The 22,307-nt window shown below is 50.5% G+C and carries 21 protein-coding genes and 1 riboswitch; of the genes, 9 read left to right on the top strand and 12 right to left on the bottom strand.

The features are described 5' to 3' along the window. Positions 1–68: 68 nt before the first annotated feature. Genes minE through minC form a run of 3 tightly spaced genes read right to left on the bottom strand, consistent with a single transcriptional unit; the run spans position 69 to position 1,832 of the window. Entirely contained in the window at positions 69–338 is a 270-nt protein-coding gene (minE, locus tag BZG20_RS12425) for a cell division topological specificity factor MinE (protein ID WP_046073536.1), read from the bottom strand. 1 nt (position 339) lies between these two features. Further along, positions 340–1,152, bottom strand: a complete 813-nt coding sequence (gene minD, locus BZG20_RS12430) for a septum site-determining protein MinD (protein WP_046073535.1) — start codon at positions 1,150–1,152, stop codon at positions 340–342. Between the two features lie 17 nt (positions 1,153–1,169). Next, positions 1,170–1,832 carry a septum site-determining protein MinC gene (gene minC / locus BZG20_RS12435; RefSeq protein ID WP_077579212.1) on the bottom strand — a complete coding sequence of 221 codons (663 nt, stop codon included), beginning with the start codon at positions 1,830–1,832 and terminating at the stop codon, positions 1,170–1,172. 269 nt (positions 1,833–2,101) lie between these two features. Here minC and BZG20_RS12440 point away from each other — a divergent pair, with 269 nt between their 5' ends. Both BZG20_RS12440 and BZG20_RS12445 read left to right on the top strand, forming a co-directional pair. After that, positions 2,102–2,377 (top strand): YcgL domain-containing protein, encoded by a 276-nt coding sequence (locus BZG20_RS12440; protein WP_069361431.1) that lies wholly within the window; start codon positions 2,102–2,104, stop codon positions 2,375–2,377. 10 nt (positions 2,378–2,387) lie between these two features. Further along, positions 2,388–3,359, top strand: coding sequence for a lytic murein transglycosylase (locus BZG20_RS12445; RefSeq protein WP_046073532.1), 972 nt, complete (start codon positions 2,388–2,390; stop codon positions 3,357–3,359). Positions 3,360–3,410: 51 nt separating this feature from the next. On the opposite strand, the gene BZG20_RS12450 is transcribed toward BZG20_RS12445, so the two are convergent. Further along, positions 3,411–3,836, bottom strand: a complete 426-nt coding sequence (locus tag BZG20_RS12450; RefSeq protein WP_046073531.1) for an H-NS family nucleoid-associated regulatory protein — start codon at positions 3,834–3,836, stop codon at positions 3,411–3,413. A gap of 272 nt (positions 3,837–4,108) precedes the next feature. Further along, positions 4,109–4,290: riboswitch (Lysine riboswitch) on the top strand. Positions 4,291–4,378: 88 nt separating this feature from the next. Here BZG20_RS12450 and BZG20_RS12455 point away from each other — a divergent pair. After that, positions 4,379–5,962: a Na+/H+ antiporter NhaC family protein gene (locus BZG20_RS12455; RefSeq protein WP_046073530.1), complete on the top strand. Its 1,584-nt coding sequence runs from the start codon at positions 4,379–4,381 to the stop codon at positions 5,960–5,962. Positions 5,963–6,069: 107 nt separating this feature from the next. Next, positions 6,070–6,651 (top strand): thymidine kinase, encoded by a 582-nt coding sequence (locus BZG20_RS12460; RefSeq protein ID WP_046073529.1) that lies wholly within the window; start codon positions 6,070–6,072, stop codon positions 6,649–6,651. A gap of 77 nt (positions 6,652–6,728) precedes the next feature. On the opposite strand, the gene cspD is transcribed toward BZG20_RS12460, so the two are convergent. Then, on the bottom strand, positions 6,729–6,950 hold the full coding sequence (gene cspD, locus BZG20_RS12465; protein WP_046073528.1) for a cold shock domain-containing protein CspD: 222 nt from the start codon (positions 6,948–6,950) through the stop codon (positions 6,729–6,731). An 805-nt stretch (positions 6,951–7,755) separates the two neighbouring features. Between cspD and clpS the strand changes: the two genes are divergently transcribed. Together clpS and clpA are read left to right on the top strand one after the other, a co-directional pair. Continuing rightward, entirely contained in the window at positions 7,756–8,076 is a 321-nt protein-coding gene (gene clpS / locus BZG20_RS12470; protein ID WP_046073527.1) for an ATP-dependent Clp protease adapter ClpS, read from the top strand. A gap of 45 nt (positions 8,077–8,121) precedes the next feature. Then, positions 8,122–10,377 carry an ATP-dependent Clp protease ATP-binding subunit ClpA gene (gene clpA / locus BZG20_RS12475; protein WP_077579213.1) on the top strand — a complete coding sequence of 752 codons (2,256 nt, stop codon included), beginning with the start codon at positions 8,122–8,124 and terminating at the stop codon, positions 10,375–10,377. Positions 10,378–10,441: 64 nt separating this feature from the next. Here clpA and infA read toward each other — a convergent pair whose 3' ends face one another. From infA to ald, 7 genes are all read right to left on the bottom strand, one after another. Further along, the gene (infA, locus tag BZG20_RS12480) at positions 10,442–10,660 is read right to left on the bottom strand and encodes a translation initiation factor IF-1 (RefSeq protein WP_021022425.1); all 219 of its coding nucleotides are present in this window, start codon (positions 10,658–10,660) and stop codon (positions 10,442–10,444) included. A 129-nt stretch (positions 10,661–10,789) separates the two neighbouring features. Then, entirely contained in the window at positions 10,790–11,515 is a 726-nt protein-coding gene (locus BZG20_RS12485; protein WP_077579214.1) for an arginyltransferase, read from the bottom strand. After that, entirely contained in the window at positions 11,515–12,225 is a 711-nt protein-coding gene (gene aat / locus BZG20_RS12490) for a leucyl/phenylalanyl-tRNA--protein transferase (protein ID WP_077579215.1), read from the bottom strand. The genes BZG20_RS12485 and aat overlap by 1 nt, the downstream gene beginning before the upstream one ends. Before the next feature lie 14 nt (positions 12,226–12,239). Continuing rightward, positions 12,240–13,958 carry a cysteine/glutathione ABC transporter ATP-binding protein/permease CydC gene (gene cydC, locus BZG20_RS12495; protein ID WP_077579216.1) on the bottom strand — a complete coding sequence of 573 codons (1,719 nt, stop codon included), beginning with the start codon at positions 13,956–13,958 and terminating at the stop codon, positions 12,240–12,242. Beyond that, positions 13,951–15,720: a cysteine/glutathione ABC transporter permease/ATP-binding protein CydD gene (cydD, locus tag BZG20_RS12500; RefSeq protein ID WP_077579217.1), complete on the bottom strand. Its 1,770-nt coding sequence runs from the start codon at positions 15,718–15,720 to the stop codon at positions 13,951–13,953. Before cydD ends, cydC begins: the two co-directional genes overlap by 8 nt. Positions 15,721–15,797: 77 nt before the next feature. Then, positions 15,798–16,760, bottom strand: coding sequence for a thioredoxin-disulfide reductase (gene trxB / locus BZG20_RS12505; protein ID WP_077579218.1), 963 nt, complete (start codon positions 16,758–16,760; stop codon positions 15,798–15,800). 117 nt (positions 16,761–16,877) lie between these two features. Further along, the gene (gene ald, locus BZG20_RS12510; RefSeq protein WP_077579219.1) at positions 16,878–18,002 is read right to left on the bottom strand and encodes an alanine dehydrogenase; all 1,125 of its coding nucleotides are present in this window, start codon (positions 18,000–18,002) and stop codon (positions 16,878–16,880) included. 166 nt (positions 18,003–18,168) lie between these two features. Between ald and lrp the strand changes: the two genes are divergently transcribed. The 3 genes from lrp (at position 18,169) to lolA (ending at position 22,297) form a co-directional block, all read left to right on the top strand. Next, entirely contained in the window at positions 18,169–18,663 is a 495-nt protein-coding gene (lrp, locus tag BZG20_RS12515; protein ID WP_046073519.1) for a leucine-responsive transcriptional regulator Lrp, read from the top strand. A 234-nt stretch (positions 18,664–18,897) separates the two neighbouring features. Beyond that, on the top strand, positions 18,898–21,651 hold the full coding sequence (locus BZG20_RS12520; protein WP_077579263.1) for a DNA translocase FtsK 4TM domain-containing protein: 2,754 nt from the start codon (positions 18,898–18,900) through the stop codon (positions 21,649–21,651). Positions 21,652–21,697: 46 nt separating this feature from the next. Beyond that, positions 21,698–22,297: an outer membrane lipoprotein chaperone LolA gene (gene lolA / locus BZG20_RS12525; RefSeq protein WP_046073842.1), complete on the top strand. Its 600-nt coding sequence runs from the start codon at positions 21,698–21,700 to the stop codon at positions 22,295–22,297. The last annotated feature ends 10 nt before the right edge of the window (positions 22,298–22,307 follow it).

Here is a 22,307-nt window from a genome sequence, read left to right on the forward strand (position 1 = left end):
TCTCACGCATAAACAAAAGCGGTGGCCTTGAGCCACCGCTTTGTGTATTAGCCCGTTGTGATTGAGATCTAGCTCTCTTTTCCCTCTTCGGGCAAGGTGACATTCAGCTCCAAGACGGATAGGTCATCATCGCCTTGCTCTAGGCTGACAGACACTTGGTCCGGTGCGATATCCACGTATTTGCGGATCACGTCTAAAATATCTTGCTTGAGCTGAGGCAAATAAGTCGGCGCTGGGCTATCTGCACTGCGACGCTCGGCAACAATAATTTGTAAACGCTCTTTGGCAATATTGGCCGACTTTTTCTTAGATGGGCGGAAGAATTCAAGCAGTGCCACATTAGCCTCCAAATAAGCGTTTTAGGAAACCTTTGCGCTCTTCCTCGATAAAGCGGAAGGGACGCTCTTCACCCAGCAGACGCGCAATGGCATCTTCATAGGCTTGGCCTGCATCAGATTCTTGGTCAAGTACCACTGGCTCGCCTTTGTTTGAGGCGTGCAACACAGACTGGCTCTCCGGGATGACCCCTAACAGTGGAATACGCAAGATATCTTCAACATCCTCAACACTGAGCATTTCACCGTTGGTCACACGTGCAGGATTATAGCGAGTGAGTAATAAGTGATGTTTTACCGGATCCTCGCCGTTTTCTGCGCGGCGTGACTTGGAGTCGAGAATACCAAGAATCCGATCAGAGTCGCGTACGGATGAAACCTCTGGATTGGTGGTCACAATCGCTTCGTCAGCAAAATACAGCGCCATTAATGCACCGGCTTCAATGCCCGCGGGCGAGTCGCAAATAATGTATTCAAAGCCAAGCTCATCCATGTCTTTTAGAACCCGCTCCACGCCGTCTTTGGTTAGCGCATCTTTATCGCGTGTTTGTGAGGCTGGCAGAATAAACAAATTGTCTACGCGTTTGTCTTTAATTAATGCTTGATGCAGATTGGCTTCGCCGTTAATGACATTGACAAAGTCATAGACGACCCGACGCTCACAGCCCATCACCAAATCCAGGTTACGTAGGCCAATATCAAAATCGACCACGGCGGTTTTTTTGCCTGTCATGGCCAACCCGGTCGCCAATGCCGCACTCGATGTTGTTTTACCAACACCGCCTTTACCGGAAGTAATTACAATAATTCGTGCCATTCCTCTTCCTTATTCTCTTATAGCGTGAGGGGGTCAATGTGTAAGCTTTCTTGATTAAGCGAGACCATGGAAGGTCGCTCTAAATGTTCTGATGGAATTTTATCGCTGAGCCAATAGCTTCCTGCTACTGACAATAATTCTGACTGAAGGTTCTGACAATAAATACGCGCTTGCTTTTGTCCACTTGCGCCGGCAATAGCTCGGCCACGCAAAACGCCATAGATATGAATACTGCCATCGGCTATCACTTCCGCGCCGGCACTGACATGATTGAGGATCACCAGATCGGCGTTTTTCGCATAGATTTGCTGACCTGAACGCACGGGGGCGGTGACCACTTTGGCAGGCGGCTGAATCGGATCGGCAACTCGGGATTGCTTGCTTGACTTGAGCACGGCTAGCTGCGCATTCAGCGCAAGCTCGCGTGTATCATTATGGGTGACGCCGGTCAATCCGACGAGAATCATGCCTGTGGCCTGTAAGCACTGCTTTAAGGCACCGATATCAGGACATTGTGATAGACGGCTAATGTCAGCGACAACAGGGGCGCCTTGAAAAAAGGCCGGTGCTTGGGTGACTTTCTCTGTCAAAACATTGGCAGCGGCAGCAAAATTATCGTCAACGAGGTGGAGGACGGAAAGGGTAAAGGTTGAGCCTTTCAACTCCGGTTGTTTGAGCATGTTATTCGATCCCGGTTTTGTCATTTAAACACGAGTCAGACGCGCATTATCAGACGTTGGATAGCATGGTATATTCACAGCGCCAATGCGGCAAGCAGGGTTTGCCGTTGATGCGGCATTTCTCCCTTTAATGGTGTTTTTTTAACGTTTGAATGAGAAATGGCAGCAGAGACGCGTTTTGACACACTTTGCTGCAAAGCTTAACAAACCTTTACCCCGAGATGACAATTTATCGCCAGTAATATGGCATGCTCATGAGGACTTTTGAGATGTATTGCGCAATTTATCGTAGCAAAAAGAAAGAAGGCACCTATCTTTATCTTGCAGAGAAAGATAAATTTGATGATGTGCCTGAGGCATTAATGAATAGCTTTGGGCAACCCGAATTTGCCATGATGATCAACTTAGACAAGCGCGATAAACTGGCTGCTGTTGACATCAATAAGGTTAAACAAAGCCTGCAAAGTGATGGCTTTTTTGTGCAATTGCCCCCGCCACCTGATGCGGCATTGCAGGCCATTCGTAATAAAAACGAAAAACTGTAAAAGGAAGACTATGCGCAAAGGTATGATTTCAGCTTCTATCGCGGCGGCACTGTTGGTGAGCCCTGTGATGGCCAAGCCCGGATTCGAGCAGTATGTGACCACCTTAAAAGCCGAGGCACGAGAGGCGGGCATCAGTGATGCGTTACTTGAGCGTGCGTTTAAGGACGTTGAATACCACGAGCGTGCGGTCAGCTCCGATCGAAATCAACCTGAGCGACGCCTTACGCTGGATGAATATATTCCGCGTGCTGTGCCTGATTGGAAAGTCGCCCAAGCGAAAAAACTGTATCGTGAACATTACGACACGTTGAAAACCATCGGTGAGCAGTACCAAGTTCAGCCGCGTTTTATTGTGGCTTTATGGGGCGTAGAAAGTAATTTTGGCAAACTTCAGGGCAGTTATAATGTGATTGAAGCTTTATCAACATTAGCCTTTGATGGTCGTCGAGAGGCCTTTTTTCGTAAAGAGACCATGGCTGCACTGAAGATATTACAGCAAGGGCACATTGCGCCAGAAGCGATGAAAGGCTCTTGGGCAGGGGCAATGGGCCAATGCCAGTTTATGCCAAGCTCGTTTATTAATTACGCGGTCGATGGCAATCAAGATGGTAAGAAAGACATTTGGCAAACAGAAGCCGATGTTTTTGCGTCTGCTGCGAATTACTTAAAAAAAGCCGGGTGGGATGATACTTATACATGGGGGCGGCAAGTACAGCTACCTGCAGGAATAGATCGTACTTTGCTTGGCACCGACAGTGATAAAGCACACTCATTGAGTGCCTGGCAGACGCGTGGTGTGCGCCGTTTGAATGGTCAGGCGCTACCCGCCGTCGATATCAATGCGTGGTTGATTCAGCCTGATGATGGTAAAGGCAGGGCTTATCTTGTTTATAATAATTATCAGAGTTTATTGAAATGGAATCGCTCGCACTACTTTGCGTTAGCGGTGAGCCATTTGGCAGACAGAATTAAATTTGGTTAAGGGATAAAAAAAAGAGGCTGAGCGCCTCTTTTTTTATGCGGGAATATGGACTTAGGCTTCTTGGCCTGGGATGAGGAAATCTTCCTGCTTAGCCGCACCGCTCTCAATCGCTTCGCGAATCACTTTCGGCATACGACCTTGGCCTGTCCAGGTTTTTTGTGAGCCATCTTCGCCCGTATATTGATATTTTGCTGGACGAGTCGCGCGTTTACCCGATGCTTTGCTCTTGGAAGCACCACCTAACAATGCCACGATTTCTTCTGGGTCAATACCGTCGGCTTCTAACATAGCACGGTATTTTTCTAACTTCTCTAAGCGCTCTTTTTCTTGCGCTTCAGCTTGGCGATCGATTTCTTTGCGCTCTTCAACAACCGTTTGTAATTTTTCTAAGGCTTCGTTCAGTTGCTCAGTAGACATCTCTTTTGCAACTGCGCGTAAGCTACGCAAATTGAGTAAGGCTTTCATTGCATCAGACATTATTGGTTCCTATTTGATTTATATGTTAATTGAAAGAATGATAGCAGTATAATTGAAATATACAATATGACCTATATTAATACGCCATATTGTTCATTAATTGCAAGTTAACCGCAAATTTGACTTTAATTCTATTGTCTTTTTTGAAACAGATGTCTAAAAAAATAGAAGATAAGACGCATTTTATTGGCATCGAGTAAGGTGGGGGTTAATCGACGTTTTTTCAACCATAAATAGTTGCGATAGTAAACACGTTGTGTAGAATGCACCACGCTTAACGTAGAGGTGCGTTGTTTATAAGTCGTGCGCAAGAGGGTGATACCGATGAGAGCGCATAAAAGGAAACAACGCCGAAGCCAATCAGGTCATCACACCGATTGAGCTGGGGCTGTTACCGAATAGGGGCAGCACTGCCATAGTACTTGGAAATACACTATGGAGCGCTACTGTATGTAGGAGGCAAGCTGTTTGCCGTGTGATACCACACCTTACCGTCTTCATTTCTGCAGTAGATCTCCAACCACCTGGTTGACACTGAGATCATGAACTTAACAGATTTTTCTTCATCCGCTTTATCACTGCTTCCCCCTTTATTGGCGCTAGGCCTCGCGATTGCCACACGACGGGTTTTATTGTCGTTGGGCATGGGAATCGTACTAGGTACTGTGTTACTGACCGATTTTTCTTTCCTCTCTTCTGGACAGTACTTACTTGAGGTGATCACTGGACTATTTATTGCTGATGGAGGCTTAAATAGCTGGAATTTAAGTATTCTCGCGTTTCTTATTTTACTCGGTATGATCACTGCGCTCCTGTCTCTTTCTGGAGGCACACGCGCGTTCGCCAATTGGGCGCAAAGTCGGATCAAGAGTAAACGTGGGGCGAAACTGCTCGCCGCTTTTCTCGGCGTATTTATATTTGTCGATGATTATTTCAACAGCTTAGCGGTGGGCGCTGTTTCTCGCCCCGTGACAGATAGATTTCACGTCTCTCGAGCGAAACTGGCTTACATCCTTGACTCCACGGCAGCCCCTATGTGTGTGATCACGCCAGCATCAAGCTGGGGAGCCTATATCATTACCGTGATTGGCTCGATTTTAGTGGCGCATGGTGTGACGGATTACACGGCGCTAGGGGCATTTGTCACCATGATCCCGATGAACTTTTACGCCATTTTTGCCTTACTCTTAGTGTTTGCGGTGGTTTGGTTTCAACTGGATATTGGCCCGATGCGTCAGTTTGAATATCAGGCGAAAAAAGGCAGTCGATTGGGCGATGAAAGTGAAAACTGCGCTGATATCTGCGATGACTTAGGGATTGAAGAAAGTGATAAGGGCAGCGTGGCTGATTTGGTTGCCCCCATTATTATGCTAGTCGTGGCGACGGTGGGGGCGATGCTATATACCGGCGGGCAGGCCTTGGCCGCTGATGCACAATCCTTTTCTCTCCTCGGCGCGTTTGAAAATACCGATGTCGGTATGTCGTTACTGTGGGGTGGACTGGCGGGTTTAGCTGTGTCCTTAGTGATGACAGGTAAACAAGGTATTGCGGTATCAGATATTGCGAAAACCCTTTGGGTGGGCGCAAAGTCTATGTTTGGCGCGATCCTCATTCTGTTATTTGCTTGGTCAATTGGCCATATTATTGGTGATCTACAAACAGGCAAATATTTGTCGTCCTTAGTTGAGGGGAACTTACCGGCGCAACTCTTGCCTGTGGTGCTCTTCTTGCTGGCGGCAGTGATGGCCTTTGCAACAGGGACGTCGTGGGGGACGTTCGGTATTATGCTTCCTATCGCGGGCGATCTTGCCGCGGCGACAGACATTGCTCTGATGCTACCTATGCTCTCAGCAGTATTGGCGGGGGCGGTATTTGGCGATCATTGTTCACCAATTTCTGATACCACTATCTTGTCTTCAACAGGGGCACGATGTGGACATATTGACCACGTCGCCACCCAGCTCCCTTATGCTATTGGCGGGGCGCTTGTCTCAACCGTAGGCTTCATGGTGTTAGGCTTTACCGCGTCACTTCTTTGGTCCTTGATGGCGACCGTGTTTGCGTTCGTTGCACTATGTGCTGGGTTAATGTGGCTTAAAAAGCGACCGTGTAAATTGGTCGGTTAATTATCTAGCCTCGCCTCGGCGGGGCTTTTCTTTTTCTGCTAGTGCGGTAGCATGCCTGTTTATTTAATCCAGTTCGCCCACAACGGGCATTACGTGTAGAGACAGTTATGGCTCAGTTATACTTTTATTATTCGGCAATGAACGCGGGTAAGTCGACCACCTTGTTACAATCGGCCTTTAACTACCAAGAGCGCGGTATGCAGCCTCTACTCTTTACCGCCGCGATTGATAACCGCTATGGGGTCGGAAAAATTAGTTCGCGAATTGGCTTAGAAGCTGATGCCCACCTGTATGACAATCAGACGTCGCTATTCGAGCACGTTGCGACTATCTTGGCGCAAGAGAAAGTTGACTGTTTATTGATTGATGAGAGCCAATTTTTGACCAAACAGCAAGTCCTTGAGCTCACTGATGTGGTGGATAAGCTGCGGATCCCAGTATTGTGTTATGGATTAAGAACGGATTTTCGTGGTGAGCTGTTTGAAGGGTCGCAGTACTTGTTGGCGTGGGCTGATAAGCTCGTTGAACTGAAAACCGTATGCCATTGTGGACGTAAAGCGAGTCGAGTTATTCGCCAAGATAGCGAGGGTAATGCCATTGCGGATGGTGATCAGGTGGTGATTGGGGGCAATGAACGTTATGTTTCTGTGTGTCGCCGCCACTACAAACAGATGCTTGGGTTACTCTAGACGGCATTGAGTTCGGTCAAACACAACAAAGGCGAGCGGTAAGCTCGCCTTTTCCATTTGGCCGACCGGATTCAGCGCTATTTAGCCGCTTCTTGATCGACTGGCACAATTTCACTGGCATGGTAGCCTTTTGGTCCTTCCTGAACCTCGTAGTTGACGGTTTGTCCCGCCTTTAATGTCTTATATCCGTCCATCTGGATGGTAGAATAGTGGGCAAACACATCGCCTTCTCCTTCTACCGGACAAATAAAGCCAAATCCTTTTGCATTGTTAAACCATTTTACTGTACCAGTTTCCATGCGACACATCCTTCTTGCATCAAACTTTGCATACCTGCGATAAACGCGTTCATTCCACCTCATCAATCCCGGCAGCGTGGCACTGTTGCCATCACTGATATGATTGAATAGAAGTGACATGGTTAGTTTACCTACCACATGTTTCACTTTAGTAGATACTTTTAGGCAGTCAAGTGTGGGGTATAACTTATAACAGTAATGTAATATCGAATCGAAAAAGTGTGAGGAAGTGGCAATTATTCATTCAACAACAGACATCTTAATTGCATAGTTTTTTAGATTTTACCCTGGATGTTTTCGCTATAAACGCGTGTTATTACAGTGATAGATGCGCTATTACAGGGCTCAACTATTACTTTTTATTCTAATAACTTGCTCTTTAGCCCTTAAGTGTTTGGATTGGCATGAGCGCTACTGGCATTACGCAAGGAGTACGCCTGCTTAAAAATGATCATGGAGTGAATATTGTCGAATCGAGAGAGGCGTGTACCTATTTCTCACCTGTCGCGCTTGACGCGATCCGCCCACACGTTATTTGCTAGCCGGTCTGCCTTGTTTTTTATGCATTTTGATGCAGTGAGCGATGACACGTTCGTGTCGCGCGCAGTGAACGAAATGCGGCGTCAGACACTATGACACAATACAGTGCTTAACAATTGCTCAGGCAAACGGTGTTCGCAATGAAAAGGTTGCTGGAATACAATCTGTGGCTTAACTTTAAGTATAGGTGGACGGGAATCGTGGATGGCAGTAGTGCCCCGCCACATCATTTACCGAGACACCCTAACAATGCATTGAATGAGTTATGAGTAATTGGAACCAGTGGGGTTTGCCTGACGCAGAGGCCGAATCGTCAGAAAAAACCAAGTTGCAACCGCCATCAATGTACAAGGTGGTGCTAAATAATGATGACTATACTCCGATGGAGTTTGTTATCGATGTGCTCCAGACGTTTTTTGCCATGGATGTGGACAAAGCGACGCAAGTCATGCTGACGGTGCACTATGAAGGAAAAGCGGTCTGTGGCGTATTTACCGCCGAGGTCGCTGAAACGAAAGTGGCACAGGTAATGATGTATGCCAAAGAGCATGGCCATCCGCTACTGTGCACGATGGAGAAAGCTTAGCCGGCTCCATCACGCTTTAGCGCGGTTTTTGAGGGAGGTGCCTTTATGCTTAACAAAGAACTTGAAGCCAGTTTGAATGGCGCGTTTGCACGTGCGCGTGAAAAACGCCACGAATTCATGACGGTGGAGCACCTGCTTCTCGCGTTAATCGAAAATGCGGCCGCGCACGATGCGCTGGTCGCGTGCCGTGCAGACTTGGAGGCGCTGCGCAAAGAACTTGATGCGTTTATCGAACAAACCACACCGCTGATCCCTGCGGACGATGAGTCGCGGGAAACGCAGCCAACGCTAAGCTTCCAGCGAGTACTCCAGCGGGCTGTTTTTCATGTGCAGTCATCCGGTCGTAGCGAAGTAAGCGGTGCGAACGTGTTGGTGGCCATCTTTAGCGAACAAGAGTCCCACGCCGCTTACCTGCTTAAAAAGAACGACGTGAGTCGCCTTGACGTAGTCAACTATATCTCTCATGGCACCACGAAAGATGAAGGCGACGATCTGCCAAGCAGTGACATGGGCGCCGATGAGGCCGGTGCGGAGCCGGGTGAAGACCGGTTGGAGAACTTCGCGACTAACCTTAATCAGCTCGCGCGGGTTGGCGGTATTGATCCGTTAATCGGTCGTGATAAGGAACTTGAGCGCACCATCCAGGTACTGTGTCGCCGTCGTAAGAATAACCCCCTGTTGGTTGGCGAAGCCGGGGTCGGTAAGACGGCAATTGCAGAAGGGCTCGCATGGCGTATTGTCGAAGGGCAAGTGCCAGATGTGATCAAAGATTGCGTGATTTATTCGCTCGACATTGGGTCTCTGTTAGCCGGGACCAAATACCGTGGTGACTTTGAGAAGCGCTTTAAATCGATCTTGAAGCAACTCGAAAAAGAAGATCATGCGGTGCTCTTTATCGACGAGATCCACACTATCATTGGCGCAGGTGCTGCCAGTGGTGGCCAGGTAGATGCCGCAAACTTAATTAAACCGCTATTGAGTAGCGGAAAGTTACGCTGTATCGGCTCGACGACCTACCAAGAGTATGGCTCTATCTTCGAAAAAGAGCGGGCACTGGCGCGCCGTTTCCAGAAAATCGACGTGATTGAGCCCTCTATTGATGACACCACTAAAATCTTGATGGGGCTGAAACCCAAATACGAAGCCCACCACGAAGTGCGTTATACCAACAAGGCCATTCGTGCTGCTGTGGAGCTGTCGGCGAAATACATTAATGAGCGTCATTTGCCAGACAAAGCGATCGATGTGATCGATGAGGCGGGGGCGCGGTGTCGTATGGCGCCAGCGAGCAAACGTAAGAAGACGGTCAATGTCCCTGATGTTGAGAGTATGATTGCGAAAATGGCGCGTATTCCTGAGAAGTCGATTTCTTCGTCAGATAAAGACGTGCTGCAGTCGCTGGATGACAAGCTGAAAATGTTGGTGTTTGGCCAAGATACCGCCATCACCGCGTTGTCTGAAGCGATCAAGTTAAGCCGCGCAGGACTGGGCGATGAGAATAAACCGGTCGGCTCTTTCTTGTTTGCCGGGCCTACCGGGGTCGGTAAAACCGAGGTCACGGTACAATTGGCCCGCGCGATGGGCATTGAGCTGCAGCGCTTTGACATGTCGGAGTACATGGAACGTCACACAGTGAGCCGCTTGATTGGTGCTCCCCCAGGCTATGTGGGATACGATCAGGGCGGGTTGCTGACCGATGCGGTGATCAAGCACCCATACAGTGTAGTGCTGCTTGATGAAATTGAGAAAGCACACCCAGACGTGTTCAACCTGTTGTTACAGGTGATGGATAATGGCACTTTGACGGACAACAACGGACGCAAAGCCGATTTCCGCAATGTTATCTTGGTGATGACGACCAATGCTGGCGTGGCCGAGACGGTGCGTAAGTCGATTGGCCTGATTCAGCAAGACCACAGTCATGATGCAATGTCCGAAATTAAGAAGGTGTTCTCGCCAGAGTTCCGTAACCGTTTGGACAACATCATCTGGTTTAATCACTTGGATGAGCAAGTTATCTTGCAAGTGGTGGACAAGTTCATTGTCGAGCTACAAGCTCAACTGGACGCCAAGGGCGTGTCGCTTGAGGTGACGTCAGAGGCTAAGCGCTGGCTAGCGGAAGAAGGCTATGACAAGGCAATGGGAGCACGGCCGATGGGGCGCGTTATCCAAGATAACTTGAAAAAGCCACTGGCTAATGAGCTGCTGTTTGGCTGTCTGGTCAATGGAGGGACGGTTCGTGTGGTATTGAAAGATAACCGGTTGGACTTCCAATTCAGTGATCAAATGGAACCGGCTTAATCATCTTGAGACGCAAAAGCAAAACCCGGCATCGCTGCCGGGTTTTTTGATCGCGTTCGGAGGATTAACGCGAACGGAAAACGATGCGACCTTTGGACAAATCGTAAGGGGTCATTTCAACAGTGACTTTGTCGCCGGTCAGGATGCGGATGTAGTGCTTACGCATCTTGCCTGAAATGTGGGCAGTCACCACGTGACCGTTTTCTAGTTCTACGCGGAACATAGTATTAGGCAACGTATCGAGTACGGTGCCTTGCATTTCAATTACGTCTTCTTTTGCCATTGAATCCTCTTAGGCCTCTTCTGGTAGCCAATTTTTTGACCGACAGATAATGCCTCTATTCTGAAAGTCTGTAAAGTTCGGGTGCGAATTTTACCCTGTTGGGGCGCTCCTTGCTAGAAAAAATAGCCACTATTGTGGAATAAGCGGCCAGGAAAACGCCCGCCACTGCTGGTTGATAAAGCGTTGATGTGGATAATAGTCCGCCTTATAACGCATCGCTGGACAGGTGTCGATTTGATAGCCCAAGTAGAGCCAGGGTAAATGGAGTGAATTTGCCAGTTGTAGCTGTGCCTGAATACTGACGCGTCCAAGAGAGAAGCGGTGCTCTGGTTCGAAAAAGGTATAAAGCGCACTTAACCCGTCGGCGACGACATCAGTCACGGCGATGGCAACCAGGGTGAGTTGGTTATGATCGCGTTGATACAAATGGATAAAGCGCGGGGATAACCAGTCACTACCGATAAAGTCGAGAAAATCTTGGCGCTTGGCAGGGTACATATTGCCATCAGCATGGCGAGTGGCGATGTACCGTTGAAAGAGCGCAAACCAGTTCTCATCAAGCTCATCACTCACTTTAATCTCTAGGCGATTAAGCTGGCTGCGATGACGCTTTTGGCTTTTTGAGGGTTGATATTTGGCCACATCAATCCGAAGCGCTTGGCAGGCCTGGCATTGTGGGCAGTGCGGCCGGTAAATAAGGTTACCACTGCGACGAAAGCCAGCGGCTAACAGCGCAGCATATCGCTCGGGCGTGTGGTAATCCGCCGACATCACCACGGCCAGTTGCTCTTGCTGGTGAGACAAGTATTGGCAAGATGCTGTAGGCGTGACGCCTACCTGGATCCCCACACTCATTATGGTCTCCAATCTGCAATCTGCTGCGGTTGGCAGCCCTGGATAATGGGGTCATCGCGATGAGCGTGCAGCGCGGCGATAAACGCGTCGCGTGTCCAGGGTTTGGCGCCCAAAGAGGCTAAATGTGGGGTCATCATCTGACAGTCAATATAGTGCCCCCCTCGTTGCGCGAAGAATTGGCTAAATTGCCAAAGGGCAAACTTTGACGCATTGGTCGTGTGGGAAAACATGGATTCACCACAGAACACACGGCCTACAGAGACACCGTAAAGCCCGCCGACAAGGTGTGCTCCGTCCCACACTTCCACACTGTGGGCATCGCCTTGCTGATGAAGCTGGCAGTAAGCGGCTTGCATCTCATCGGTAATCCAGGTCTGTTCAGGTCCACGAATAGTCGCGCAGGTAGCGATCACCATCTCGAATGCGCGATTGAACGTGATGGTATACGCAGACTTTTTGGCGGCTTTACGCAAACTGCGACTGGCGTGAAAATCAGAGGGCTGAAGGATGGCGCGTTCACTCGGCGACCACCACAATAAAGGGTCATCTTCGCCAAACCAGGGGAAAATACCACTGCGATAAGCCGACATTAGCCGCGCAGGTGATAGATCTCCCCCAATGGCGAGCAAGCCATCGGGGTGAGAGAGCGCCTCATTCACGGGCGGAAAGCCGACATCATTTTGCGCTAAAGGGGGTAAAAAGAGGGTCATCGTACACTCTCTTATTACAAGCGGTTCATGAGTTGTGCATAGCGACCGTTACGTGCCAGCAAGTCTTGGTGCGTGCCTTGCTCAATAATGCGGCCTGCATCCATTAAACAAACTGTGTCCATATGCGCCAAGCCAACCAATCGATGGGTAATGATCACCACGGTTTTATCCTGACAATGGTCTTGCAGTAAGGATAGGATCTCTGCTTCGGTTTGCACATCCAGTCCTTCCGTTGGCTCATCAAGCAACATAATCGGCGCGGGGTGCAAGAGGCCACGAGCAATCCCCAAGCGGCGGCGCTCGCCCCCAGAGAGTTGTCGTCCGCCGTCGCCCAACCATGCGTCTAGCCCTTGGCCTTCGAGCAGCCCGGTTAAGCCGACGCGGTGCAGGGCAGAGGCGAGATCATCGTCTGATGCATCTGGGCAAGCGAGGGTAAGGTTGTCGCGCAGTGTGCCATTAAACAAATCAACGCTTTGTGTCACCACAGACATGGCGTCACGCAGCGCGGTTTCTTGCCATTGCGTTAGAGGCACCCCATCAAGGGTGATTTGACCTTGGATGGGATCCCACGCGCGGGTGAGCAAGCTCAATAAGGTTGACTTACCACATCCCGTCCTTCCTAGCAGTGCCAGTGTGTGTCCCGGTGTCACGTGGAGCGAGATATTTGAAACCGCGTCTTGTGCCGCGCCTGGGTATTGGTAACTGACGCTATCAAAGCAAATATCGCCGACGGCAGGGCCAGTATGTCCGTGGGAAGGGAAGGGGACACTGGGTGCTCGCTCGGTGATCGCATTCAGTCGTTTGGCAGCGGTAAGCGTTTTACCCAGATATTGGAACGCGGCGGTAATAGGCATCATCAGCTCAAAGCTGGCCATGGTTGTAAAGGCGACCATCGCGATCAGTGGGCCTGGCACACGCTCACCGACACCATCTGCTGCGAGCCAAATCATCATCACCAATGTTAGCCCTGTGGCCGCGACGAGCACGGCATTGGCCAATCCGGTAATACGCGCCATATTGGCTTGTGCGTGAAGCATCGCTTGCTCGCTATCATCGATGCGGGCGCGATAACGGTCACGTGCGCCAAATAAAGCCAGTTCGGCGTGGCCTTGTAACCAATCTAGCAGTGCTATGCGTGTGGCTGCGTTTTGCTCCAATTGAGCACGGCCTTGATCGTTACCCAAGCGATAAAAAAGGATGGGCAGCCCAATCAGTAACGCGAGCAAGGTCAGTCCAAGCGCCATGCCAAGCCTTGGGTCAAACCACCCCAGGAAGAAACTCACCGCCAGGATACCGACGATACCGACCATCATCGGGCTGACTAGGCGCAGATAAACGTGATCCATGGCATCGACATCGGCGACCATGCGATTAAGCAAATCGGCATCACGCATATTCAGCCCTTGATCAGGGACTAACGGGGCGAGTTTGCGAAAAAATGACACGCGCAAATCTGCCAATAGTTTGAAGGTGGCATTGTGGCTAACCACACGTTCGGCCCAACGACCAAAGGTACGGCCAATAGAGAAGCCACGCACACCCGCGGCAGGGAGCATGTAATTAAAGGTAGCGATACCCGCTAGGCCTGCAACAGCCGCAGCGGCAATAAACCAGCCGGAGAGGGTGAGTAGGCCAATAGCAGCAAATAGTGTGGCAAACGCCAGTACCATGCCTAAACTCAAACCAAACCAGTGGCGCTTATAAAGGCGAAGATAGGGCAGTAGTTCACGCATCGAGGTTTCTCCTATCGGCGGAAGCCAGCATCTCTGCCAGCGGGCCCGAGTCAGCCAGACTGTGATATGGGCCTTGTTGCACGAGTTTCCCATCCATCATTACCCAGACTTGGTCACTGTTGGCGAGTGAGTCCAAACGGTGCGATACCTGTATACAGGTTTTATCTTGTGTTGCTGCACTCAAGGTTTCTAGCACGCGATTTTCGCTATGTGCGTCTAGGCTTGCAGTCGGTTCATCCAGTACCCAGAGGGCGCCATCTTGTAATAGCGCTCGCGCGACGGCAATGCGCTGTGCTTGACCCACCGATAACCCCCCATTTCGGTCACCGACAGAGTGGGCTAAGCCGTCGGTCAATCGCATCACAAATTCATCCACGTACGCTTGCGTCATCACCTGATTAATCATATCTGGCGTTGCCTCAGGGTTGGCCAGAGCAATATTGTCGCGGATACTGCCGTGGAAAAGTTGCGGATTCTGCCCGACCCAACTGATCGATTGGCGCCAGTGGCTGATGGAGAGATCACGGCGTTCGCAGCCATTAATGGTGAGGCTACCACGGTAGGGCAGAAAACCAAGCAGGGCGTTAAGGAGGCTGGATTTGCCTGCGCCACTGACGCCAATGAGCGCAATCTGCTCGCCTGGCTGAACGGAAAAACGCATGGGCCCAGCCAATACGTGGCCGTCGGGACTGAGTACCTCCAGGTCGTGCGCGATAATAGCGACGGTGGATAAATCAGGCGTGGTCTCACCTTGAGTGCCGGTATCTGGCTGAGCGTCCAGGAATTCAACGATCGACTCAGCCGCCCCAATCGCTTGCGCCTTGGCGTGATAAAAGGTGCCGAGATCGCGCAACGGCTGATAAAACTCGGGGGCGAGCACTAAAACAAATAAACCGGTAAACAGCGAGATGGAGGCGCCATAGTGACCAAAGTCGAGCTCACCAATAAAGCTAAAGCCGAAATAGACGGCGACAACAGCGATGGAAATAGCGGTGAAAAATTCCAGCACGGCCGATGATAAAAAGGCGAGGCGCAGCACTTCCATGGTGCGTTGACGAAACGTGTGTGACGCGAGGTGAAGCTGTTCGGCCTCCGCTTCGACGCGGTTAAACAGCTTGAGTGTGGGCAGTCCACGTAATCGGTCGTAGAAGTAACCGGATAAACGTTGCAGTGCCTTAAAGTTCTTTCGGTTGGCATCAGCGGCTTTAATGCCAACTAAGGCCATAAAAAAGGGGACCAACGGTGCGGTCACTAAAAAGATCAATCCTGAGGCCCAGTTGATTGGGAAAACGGCGACTAAGATCACCAACGGGATCAGGACGGCGATGGCCATTTGTGGTAAATAACGGGCAAAAAAGTCTTGTAACTCTTCCACTTGCTCTAAAATCAGACTCGCCCAACTGCCTGCTGGGCGCCCTTGGATACTCACCGGCCCCAACGCCTCGAGACGATTCAGGATTAAATGACGAATATGTTGGCGAATCGCTTCACCACAGCGGTAACCCGTTTGCTCTTTCGCCCAACTGCATAGCGCACGCACTATCACGACAACAGCCAGGGCAAAAAAGCTTGGGAGTAGGGCAAATTTATCCGTTTGTTCAATAATCAACTGGTGCAGCAGGTGGGCAAGAAGTGCTGCCTGGGCAATCAAAAGCACACCGGAGAGGAGTGCAATACTAATCGTCGCAACTAACCAGGGTTTGGCTAACGTGCTCTGCGACTTGAGCCATTGGGTTAGCGCCCGCTGTTTAGATTTATCCATATCGTCTTATTGTTTTATGAGAGCCTACAAATAGGCTGGGCAGGCCACCGAACGGCAGCCTGCATGAGAGCGTGGGCTTACTGATTATTTGCCAGAGCGTCGAGATAGCGCTCGGCATCTAATGCGGCCATACAACCGGTGCCTGCAGAGGTGATCGCTTGACGGTAAACATGATCCATCACATCACCAGCAGCAAAGACACCTTCAACGCTGGTTTGAGTGGCGTTGCCATTAAGGCCCGACTCAACCTTGATGTAGCCATTTTCCATCTCTAATTGACCCGCAAAAATATCGGTATTGGGTTTATGGCCGATAGCAACAAACACACCCATCACATCCAGTGTTTCGGTTTCATCACTTTGGGTGTCTTTCAAGCGTGCTTGGGTCACGCCCATTTCATCGCCTAAAACTTCATCCAACACGCGATTAGTATGAAGGACAATATTGCCGTTGTTGACTTTATCCATCATGCGGTCAACGAGGATTTTCTCGGCTCGGAAGGTCTCGCGACGGTGAACAACATGCACTTCTGAGGCAATATTCGACAAGTACAAGGCCTCTTCGACCGCCGTGTTACCACCACCGATCACCGCGACTTTCTGGTTGCGATAGAAAAAGCCATCACAGGTCGCACAGGCTGAGACGCCCCGCCCTTTAAATGCCTCTTCAGATGGAAGGCCAAGATATTGCGCAGAGGCACCGGTAGAAATAACCAACGCATCACAGGTGAACTCACCGTTATCACCTTTTAAGCGGAACGGGCGTGAGGATAAGTCCACGTCATTGATGTGATCAAAGATAATCTCAGTCTCGAATTTTTCCGCATGGGCTTTCATGCGATCCATCAATGCCGGTCCTGTCAGTCCCTCAGGATCGCCAGGCCAGTTTTCAACGTCGGTGGTGGTGGTCAGCTGGCCACCTTGTTGCATTCCGGTCACCATCACAGGGTTTAAGTTAGCGCGCGCGGCGTAAACAGCGGCCGTATAGCCAGCCGGGCCTGAACCCAGGATCAATAGGTTCGCATGCTTAATGTTACTCATTCACGTCTCCGAGCAGGAAAGAGGTTCGTTTTTGAATGGACTGATTGTAGGTAAATTAGAAAGGTAAAGAAAGGGCACCGTGATGGTGCCCTCGATTTCTATGATTGGCGTGGCCGATTAATGTGCCGACTTCAGTGCGTCCATTGCGTCAACATAAGGTAAATCAAAACCTTCTGCGACTTCTTTGATGGTCACTTGACCGCCAATGACATTCAGACCATTACGTAGATGCGCATCTTCGACCAAGGCATCACGATAGCCTTTATTCGCCAGCTTAACGATATAAGGCAGTGTGGCGTTGTTCAGAGCGACAGTAGAAGTACGTGCTACCGCGCCAGGCATATTGGCAACACAGTAATGAACGACATCATCCACGATATAGGTGGGATCTGCATGGGTTGTCGCATGTGATGTTGCGAAACAGCCACCTTGGTCGATAGCGACGTCCACCACGGCGGCGCCTGGCTTCATACGCTTAATGTGATCTTCGTTAACCAGCTTGGGTGCAGCAGCACCTGGGATCAGCACGGCACCGACAACCAGATCGGCGTTCAATACGTGTTGTTCAAGGGTTTCTTCTGTGGAGTAGACCACTTTGGCACGCCCTTGGAACTCTTCATCGAGGCGACGTAAGGTATCGACATTTTTGTCGAGAATCGTGACGTCAGCACGCAGACCAACGGCCATACGAGCGGCGTTCGAGCCGACAACACCACCGCCTAGTACCACGATTTTCGCCGGCTCAACGCCGGGTACACCGCTGAGCAGCATGCCCGAACCGCCGTGTGATTTTTCTAGCGCTTGTGCACCTGCTTGAATAGACATGCGGCCGGCGACCTCAGACATGGGCGCAAGGAGTGGCAATCGACCTTTAGAATCTGTTACCGTTTCGTAGGCAATATAGATGGCTTTACTTTTAATTAAGTCTTCTGTTTGCGGAAAATCTGGTGCAAGATGCAAATAGGTGAACAAAATCTGTCCTTCGCGGAGCATCGCACGCTCAACGGCTTGTGGCTCTTTCACTTTGACGATCATCTCTGCTTTGGCAAAGACGTCAGCAGCAGTAGGAAGGATAGACGCGCCGGCGGCTTTATAGTCGTCGTCAGAGAAACCAATACCGTTACCTGCGTTGGTCTCAATGTAGACAGAGTGGCCGTGAGAAATAAGCTCGCGAACACTCGCTGGCACCATACCAACACGGTACTCATGGTTTTTGATTTCTTTTGGAACGCCAATGATCATGCTGTCACCTCTTGTTTATTCAGTGTTATCGGCTGGCTTGTTATTGATATTGTCAATTTTCAGGCTAGTATAAAGGCAACAAACCAGCATTTGATGCTAAAGATCATTTAGATGTTATTTAATTTGGTATATCTTTTTGCAAGGAAGTAACAAGGTGGAATAAAAAATGGTAGATACCAAAAAAAAGCCCTCCAAGGAATTGGACCGCATTGACCGCAACATCCTGAACGAGCTCCAAAAGGATGGGCGAGTCTCTAACGTTGAGTTATCAAAACGTGTTGGTCTTTCTCCTACCCCCTGTCTAGAACGTGTACGACGTCTTGAGCGTCAAGGTTATATCCTTGGCTATACGGCACTGCTTAACCCCCAGTATTTGGATGCATCACTGTTGGTGTTTGTCGAAATCACACTCAACCGCGGCGCGCCTGATGTGTTCGAGCAATTTAACAAAGCGGTGCAAACGCTTGAGGACATTCAAGAGTGCTCGTTGGTGTCAGGGGATTTTGACTACCTGCTTAAAACACGAGTAGCGGATATGTCGGCTTATCGCAAGTTATTGGGTGAAACTTTGCTGCGTTTGCCCGGCGTGAATGACACCCGTACGTATGTGGTGATGGAAGAGGTTAAACAGAGCAATCATCTGGTTATCCATACCCGTTAGCCAGGTGATGAAAAGGGGTGCGATGCACCACCTATCGAGACTGAAGCCGAGCGTCATGCTCGGCTTATTTTTTGTGCGGATAGCATAAGATTGTGTGATATCTCGGTAAAGATTTGGCGTAAACATGCATCATGCCTGCCCTCACGGCATGAATGTGATAAAGTCAGGGCAACATGAGCAAGCCTCAAAGTAGGATGAGGAATGCGGTTCAAGAACGGTATTAAACAGGTGATGATGGAGTTTTCTTTACGTCGGGAGCCCAAAGCGGCTCGTGCTAAAGCGCGTTTAGATGGCGTTCAGCGATTAAAAGAGTGTGGGTTTATTCTGGTACTCGCGGCAGCCGTGTTCACCATGGTGGCCCTATTGTCTTTTAATCCGGCCGACCCATCCTGGTCGCAAACTGCCTGGCATGGTGATGTGCACAATGCGGCGGGTGCCATGGGCGCATGGCTCGCCGACAGTCTCTTCTTTTCGTTTGGCATCTTAGCGTATCCGCTGCCACCAGCGGCGATCCTCGGGGGGTGGGTGTTCTTGCGTCGCCGCAGCGACGATGAACCGATTAATTACACTATTATCGGTGCGCGCATATTAGGACTGTTCATCCTGTTTTTAACCAGCTGCTCGTTGGCCGATTTGAATTTTGACGACTTTTGGCATTTTTCCTCTGGTGGCGTGATGGGAGATGTCACCAACAGTTTGGCGCTGCCGCTATTTAACGTATTAGGCACGACCTTGGTGATGCTGTTTGGTTGGGCGGCTGGCTTTACCCTTTTTACCGGTATTTCTTGGTTAACCATTGTTGACCATCTTGGCGCGATGACGCTCAACGGTGTGACGTGGGCGGTGAATCGGATTCGTGGTGACGCGCCGACCGAGTTAGGCGTGCCAGACACCGAGACACAGAGTACCGCAGCCAATGCATCTGAACCCATGGAGCTCAGTGATTTACGTCGCCTGACGCCGTCAGCGCCGGATAAGGCGGAGCGTACCACCAATGATGAGCACACACAGAACCAGGCTGCGTCGCCTATTATTTTTGGTGGACAAGCGCGTTCCGCAACCGATGTACCAGCGACCGATTATTCATCCGCAGACGATGCGGCATCCGTGGCCCATGAGAGCGATCAACCTAGTGAACCGACGCTAGGGCAGTGGGATATCCCGATCGAGCACGAAGTGCCATCTTTCTCGTCATCGGATGTTGAGGTAGAGGACACAGAGGCGATCAGCGCATCAGCGGAGCAAATGAGTGACCACTCGCAAGCGGATGAAGCGCCTTCAGCCTCATCGTCTCGCCACGCCGACACAACCTATGGCAATCAAGATGGACTGTCCGAGCTTGAGCGTGCAGAACAAGCGAGTAATGGCGCGGATGAGGATGATGATCCCTTCCAAGAAACCATTCGCCAAGCGCAAAAGGCTCAACAGCAGGCGGCGGGGCTCGACCATCCTTTCCTGGTAAAAGATGAGCCGGATTTACCTACGCCGACAGAACCTTTCCCGACCCTCGATCTACTCGATCCCGCTCGCCATACTGCAGAGCAGGCGACACGTGAAGAGCTTGAGAAGATTGCCCGCTTAGTTGAAGCACGGTTAGAAGATTTTAAAGTCCAGGCGCGAGTGGTTGGCGTGTACCCAGGTCCAGTGATCACCCGTTTTGAGCTCGACTTGGCCCCTGGGGTGAAAGTCTCGCGCATTTCTGGCCTATCCAAAGACTTGGCGCGTGCTTTGTCGACCACGGCAGTGCGTGTGGTCGAAGTGATCCCAGGGAAACCCTACATTGGCCTTGAGCTTCCCAATGAGCACCGGGAGACGGTGTTTATGTCCGAAGTGATTGGAAGCGAACGTTTTAAGAATAGCCACTCGCCTATTTCGGTGGTGCTGGGGAATGATATCGCGGGTGAAGCGATTATCACTGATTTGGGGAAGGCACCACATATGCTGGTGGCCGGTACCACAGGCTCGGGTAAGTCGGTGGGCGTGAACGTCATGCTGGTGAGCATGTTGTATAAAGCCTCACCCGAAGACGTGCGCTTTATCATGATTGACCCTAAAATGCTCGAGCTATCGGTATACGAGGGGATCCCACACCTGTTAACAGAGGTCGTGACCGACATGAAAGACGCTGGCAATGCCCTGCGTTGGTGTGTTGGTGAGATGGAGCGTCGTTACAAGCTGATGTCGGCGCTTGGGGTGCGAAATCTAAAAGGCTTTAACGAAAAAGTGAAGGCGGCTGAAGCTGCCAATAACCCTATCCCCGATCCGCTCTGGAAACCGGGTGATTCGATGGACGAATCGGCGCCTAAACTCGAGAAATTACCGTATATCGTGGTGGTCGTGGATGAGTTTTCCGATTTGATGATGGTCGTGGGCAAAAAAGTGGAAGAACTGATTGCGCGACTAGCACAAAAAGCGCGGGCAGCGGGGATTCACCTTGTGCTTGCCACTCAGCGTCCGTCCGTTGATGTGATTACAGGCTTAATCAAAGCCAACATTCCAACGCGGATGGCGTTTACGGTGTCTACTAAGACAGATTCACGCACTATCCTCGACCAAGGCGGCGCAGAGTCGTTACTGGGGATGGGTGATATGCTCTTTATGCCCAATGGCTCCAACCACCCCATCCGTGTACATGGCGCTTTTGTCAGTGATGAAGAGGTTCACCGTGTGGTGAATAACTGGAAAGCACGTGGTAAGCCACAGTATCTAGACGAAATAACCAAAGGGGATCAAGGCTCTGATAGCTTGTTGCCGGGTGAAGCACCCTCAGGCGGAGATGGGGAAGAGTTGGACCAGCTTTTCGACCAAGTGGTTGAATTTGTCACCGAGAGCCGCCGAGGCTCTGTCTCTGGTGTGCAGCGCCGGTTTAAAATTGGCTACAACCGTGCGGCGCGTATTGTGGAACAACTGGAAGCACATGGTGTCGTAAGCTCACCAGGCCATAATGGTAATCGCGAAGTCATCGCGCCACCGCCACCCAAAGATTGATCGAATGGAAGGTTTCATGACTCGATTCTCTGCTATCCGCCACCTAATGGTGGTGCTGTCTCTACTTTTTGCATTGTCGGTGCAGGCGAAAACGCAGGCACAACAACACCTGATGGATCGCTTGAGTCAGGTTGACGCCTTTAGTGCGCAGTTTTCCCAAACAGTGCAAAGCCCAGAAGGAGAGGTGATTCATCAAGCAAAAGGGCGGTTGGCGATTCAGCGGCCAAACTTGTTTAACTGGACCACGACCTCACCAGACGAAACCATCATGATTTCCGATGGCGAGACGCTCTGGTACTACAGCCCATTTGTTGAGCAAGTGACGGCGATGTGGTTGGAGGATGCTACGGCACAAACGCCGTTTGTCCTACTGACACGCAATCAGCCAAGTGATTGGCAGGCTTATCAAATCACCCAAGAGGCTGACACCTTTACCTTAACGCCAAAAACCACAGGCACGATTGGCGAATTTGAAGTCACCGTGAAGCCGGATGGTACCTTGACCGGCTTTACTGTGGTTGAGCAAGATGGGCAACAAAGCCAGTTCACGCTGAGCCAATTTAGCCGACAAGCACCGGCGTCGGACGTGTTTTCGTTTACGCCGCCCGACTCAGTGATGATCGACGATCAGCGCCAACCAAGATAATTGCCTCGGA

Source organism: Salinivibrio sp. IB868, assembly GCF_001995655.1.
Lineage (GTDB): Bacteria > Pseudomonadota > Gammaproteobacteria > Enterobacterales > Vibrionaceae > Salinivibrio > Salinivibrio siamensis.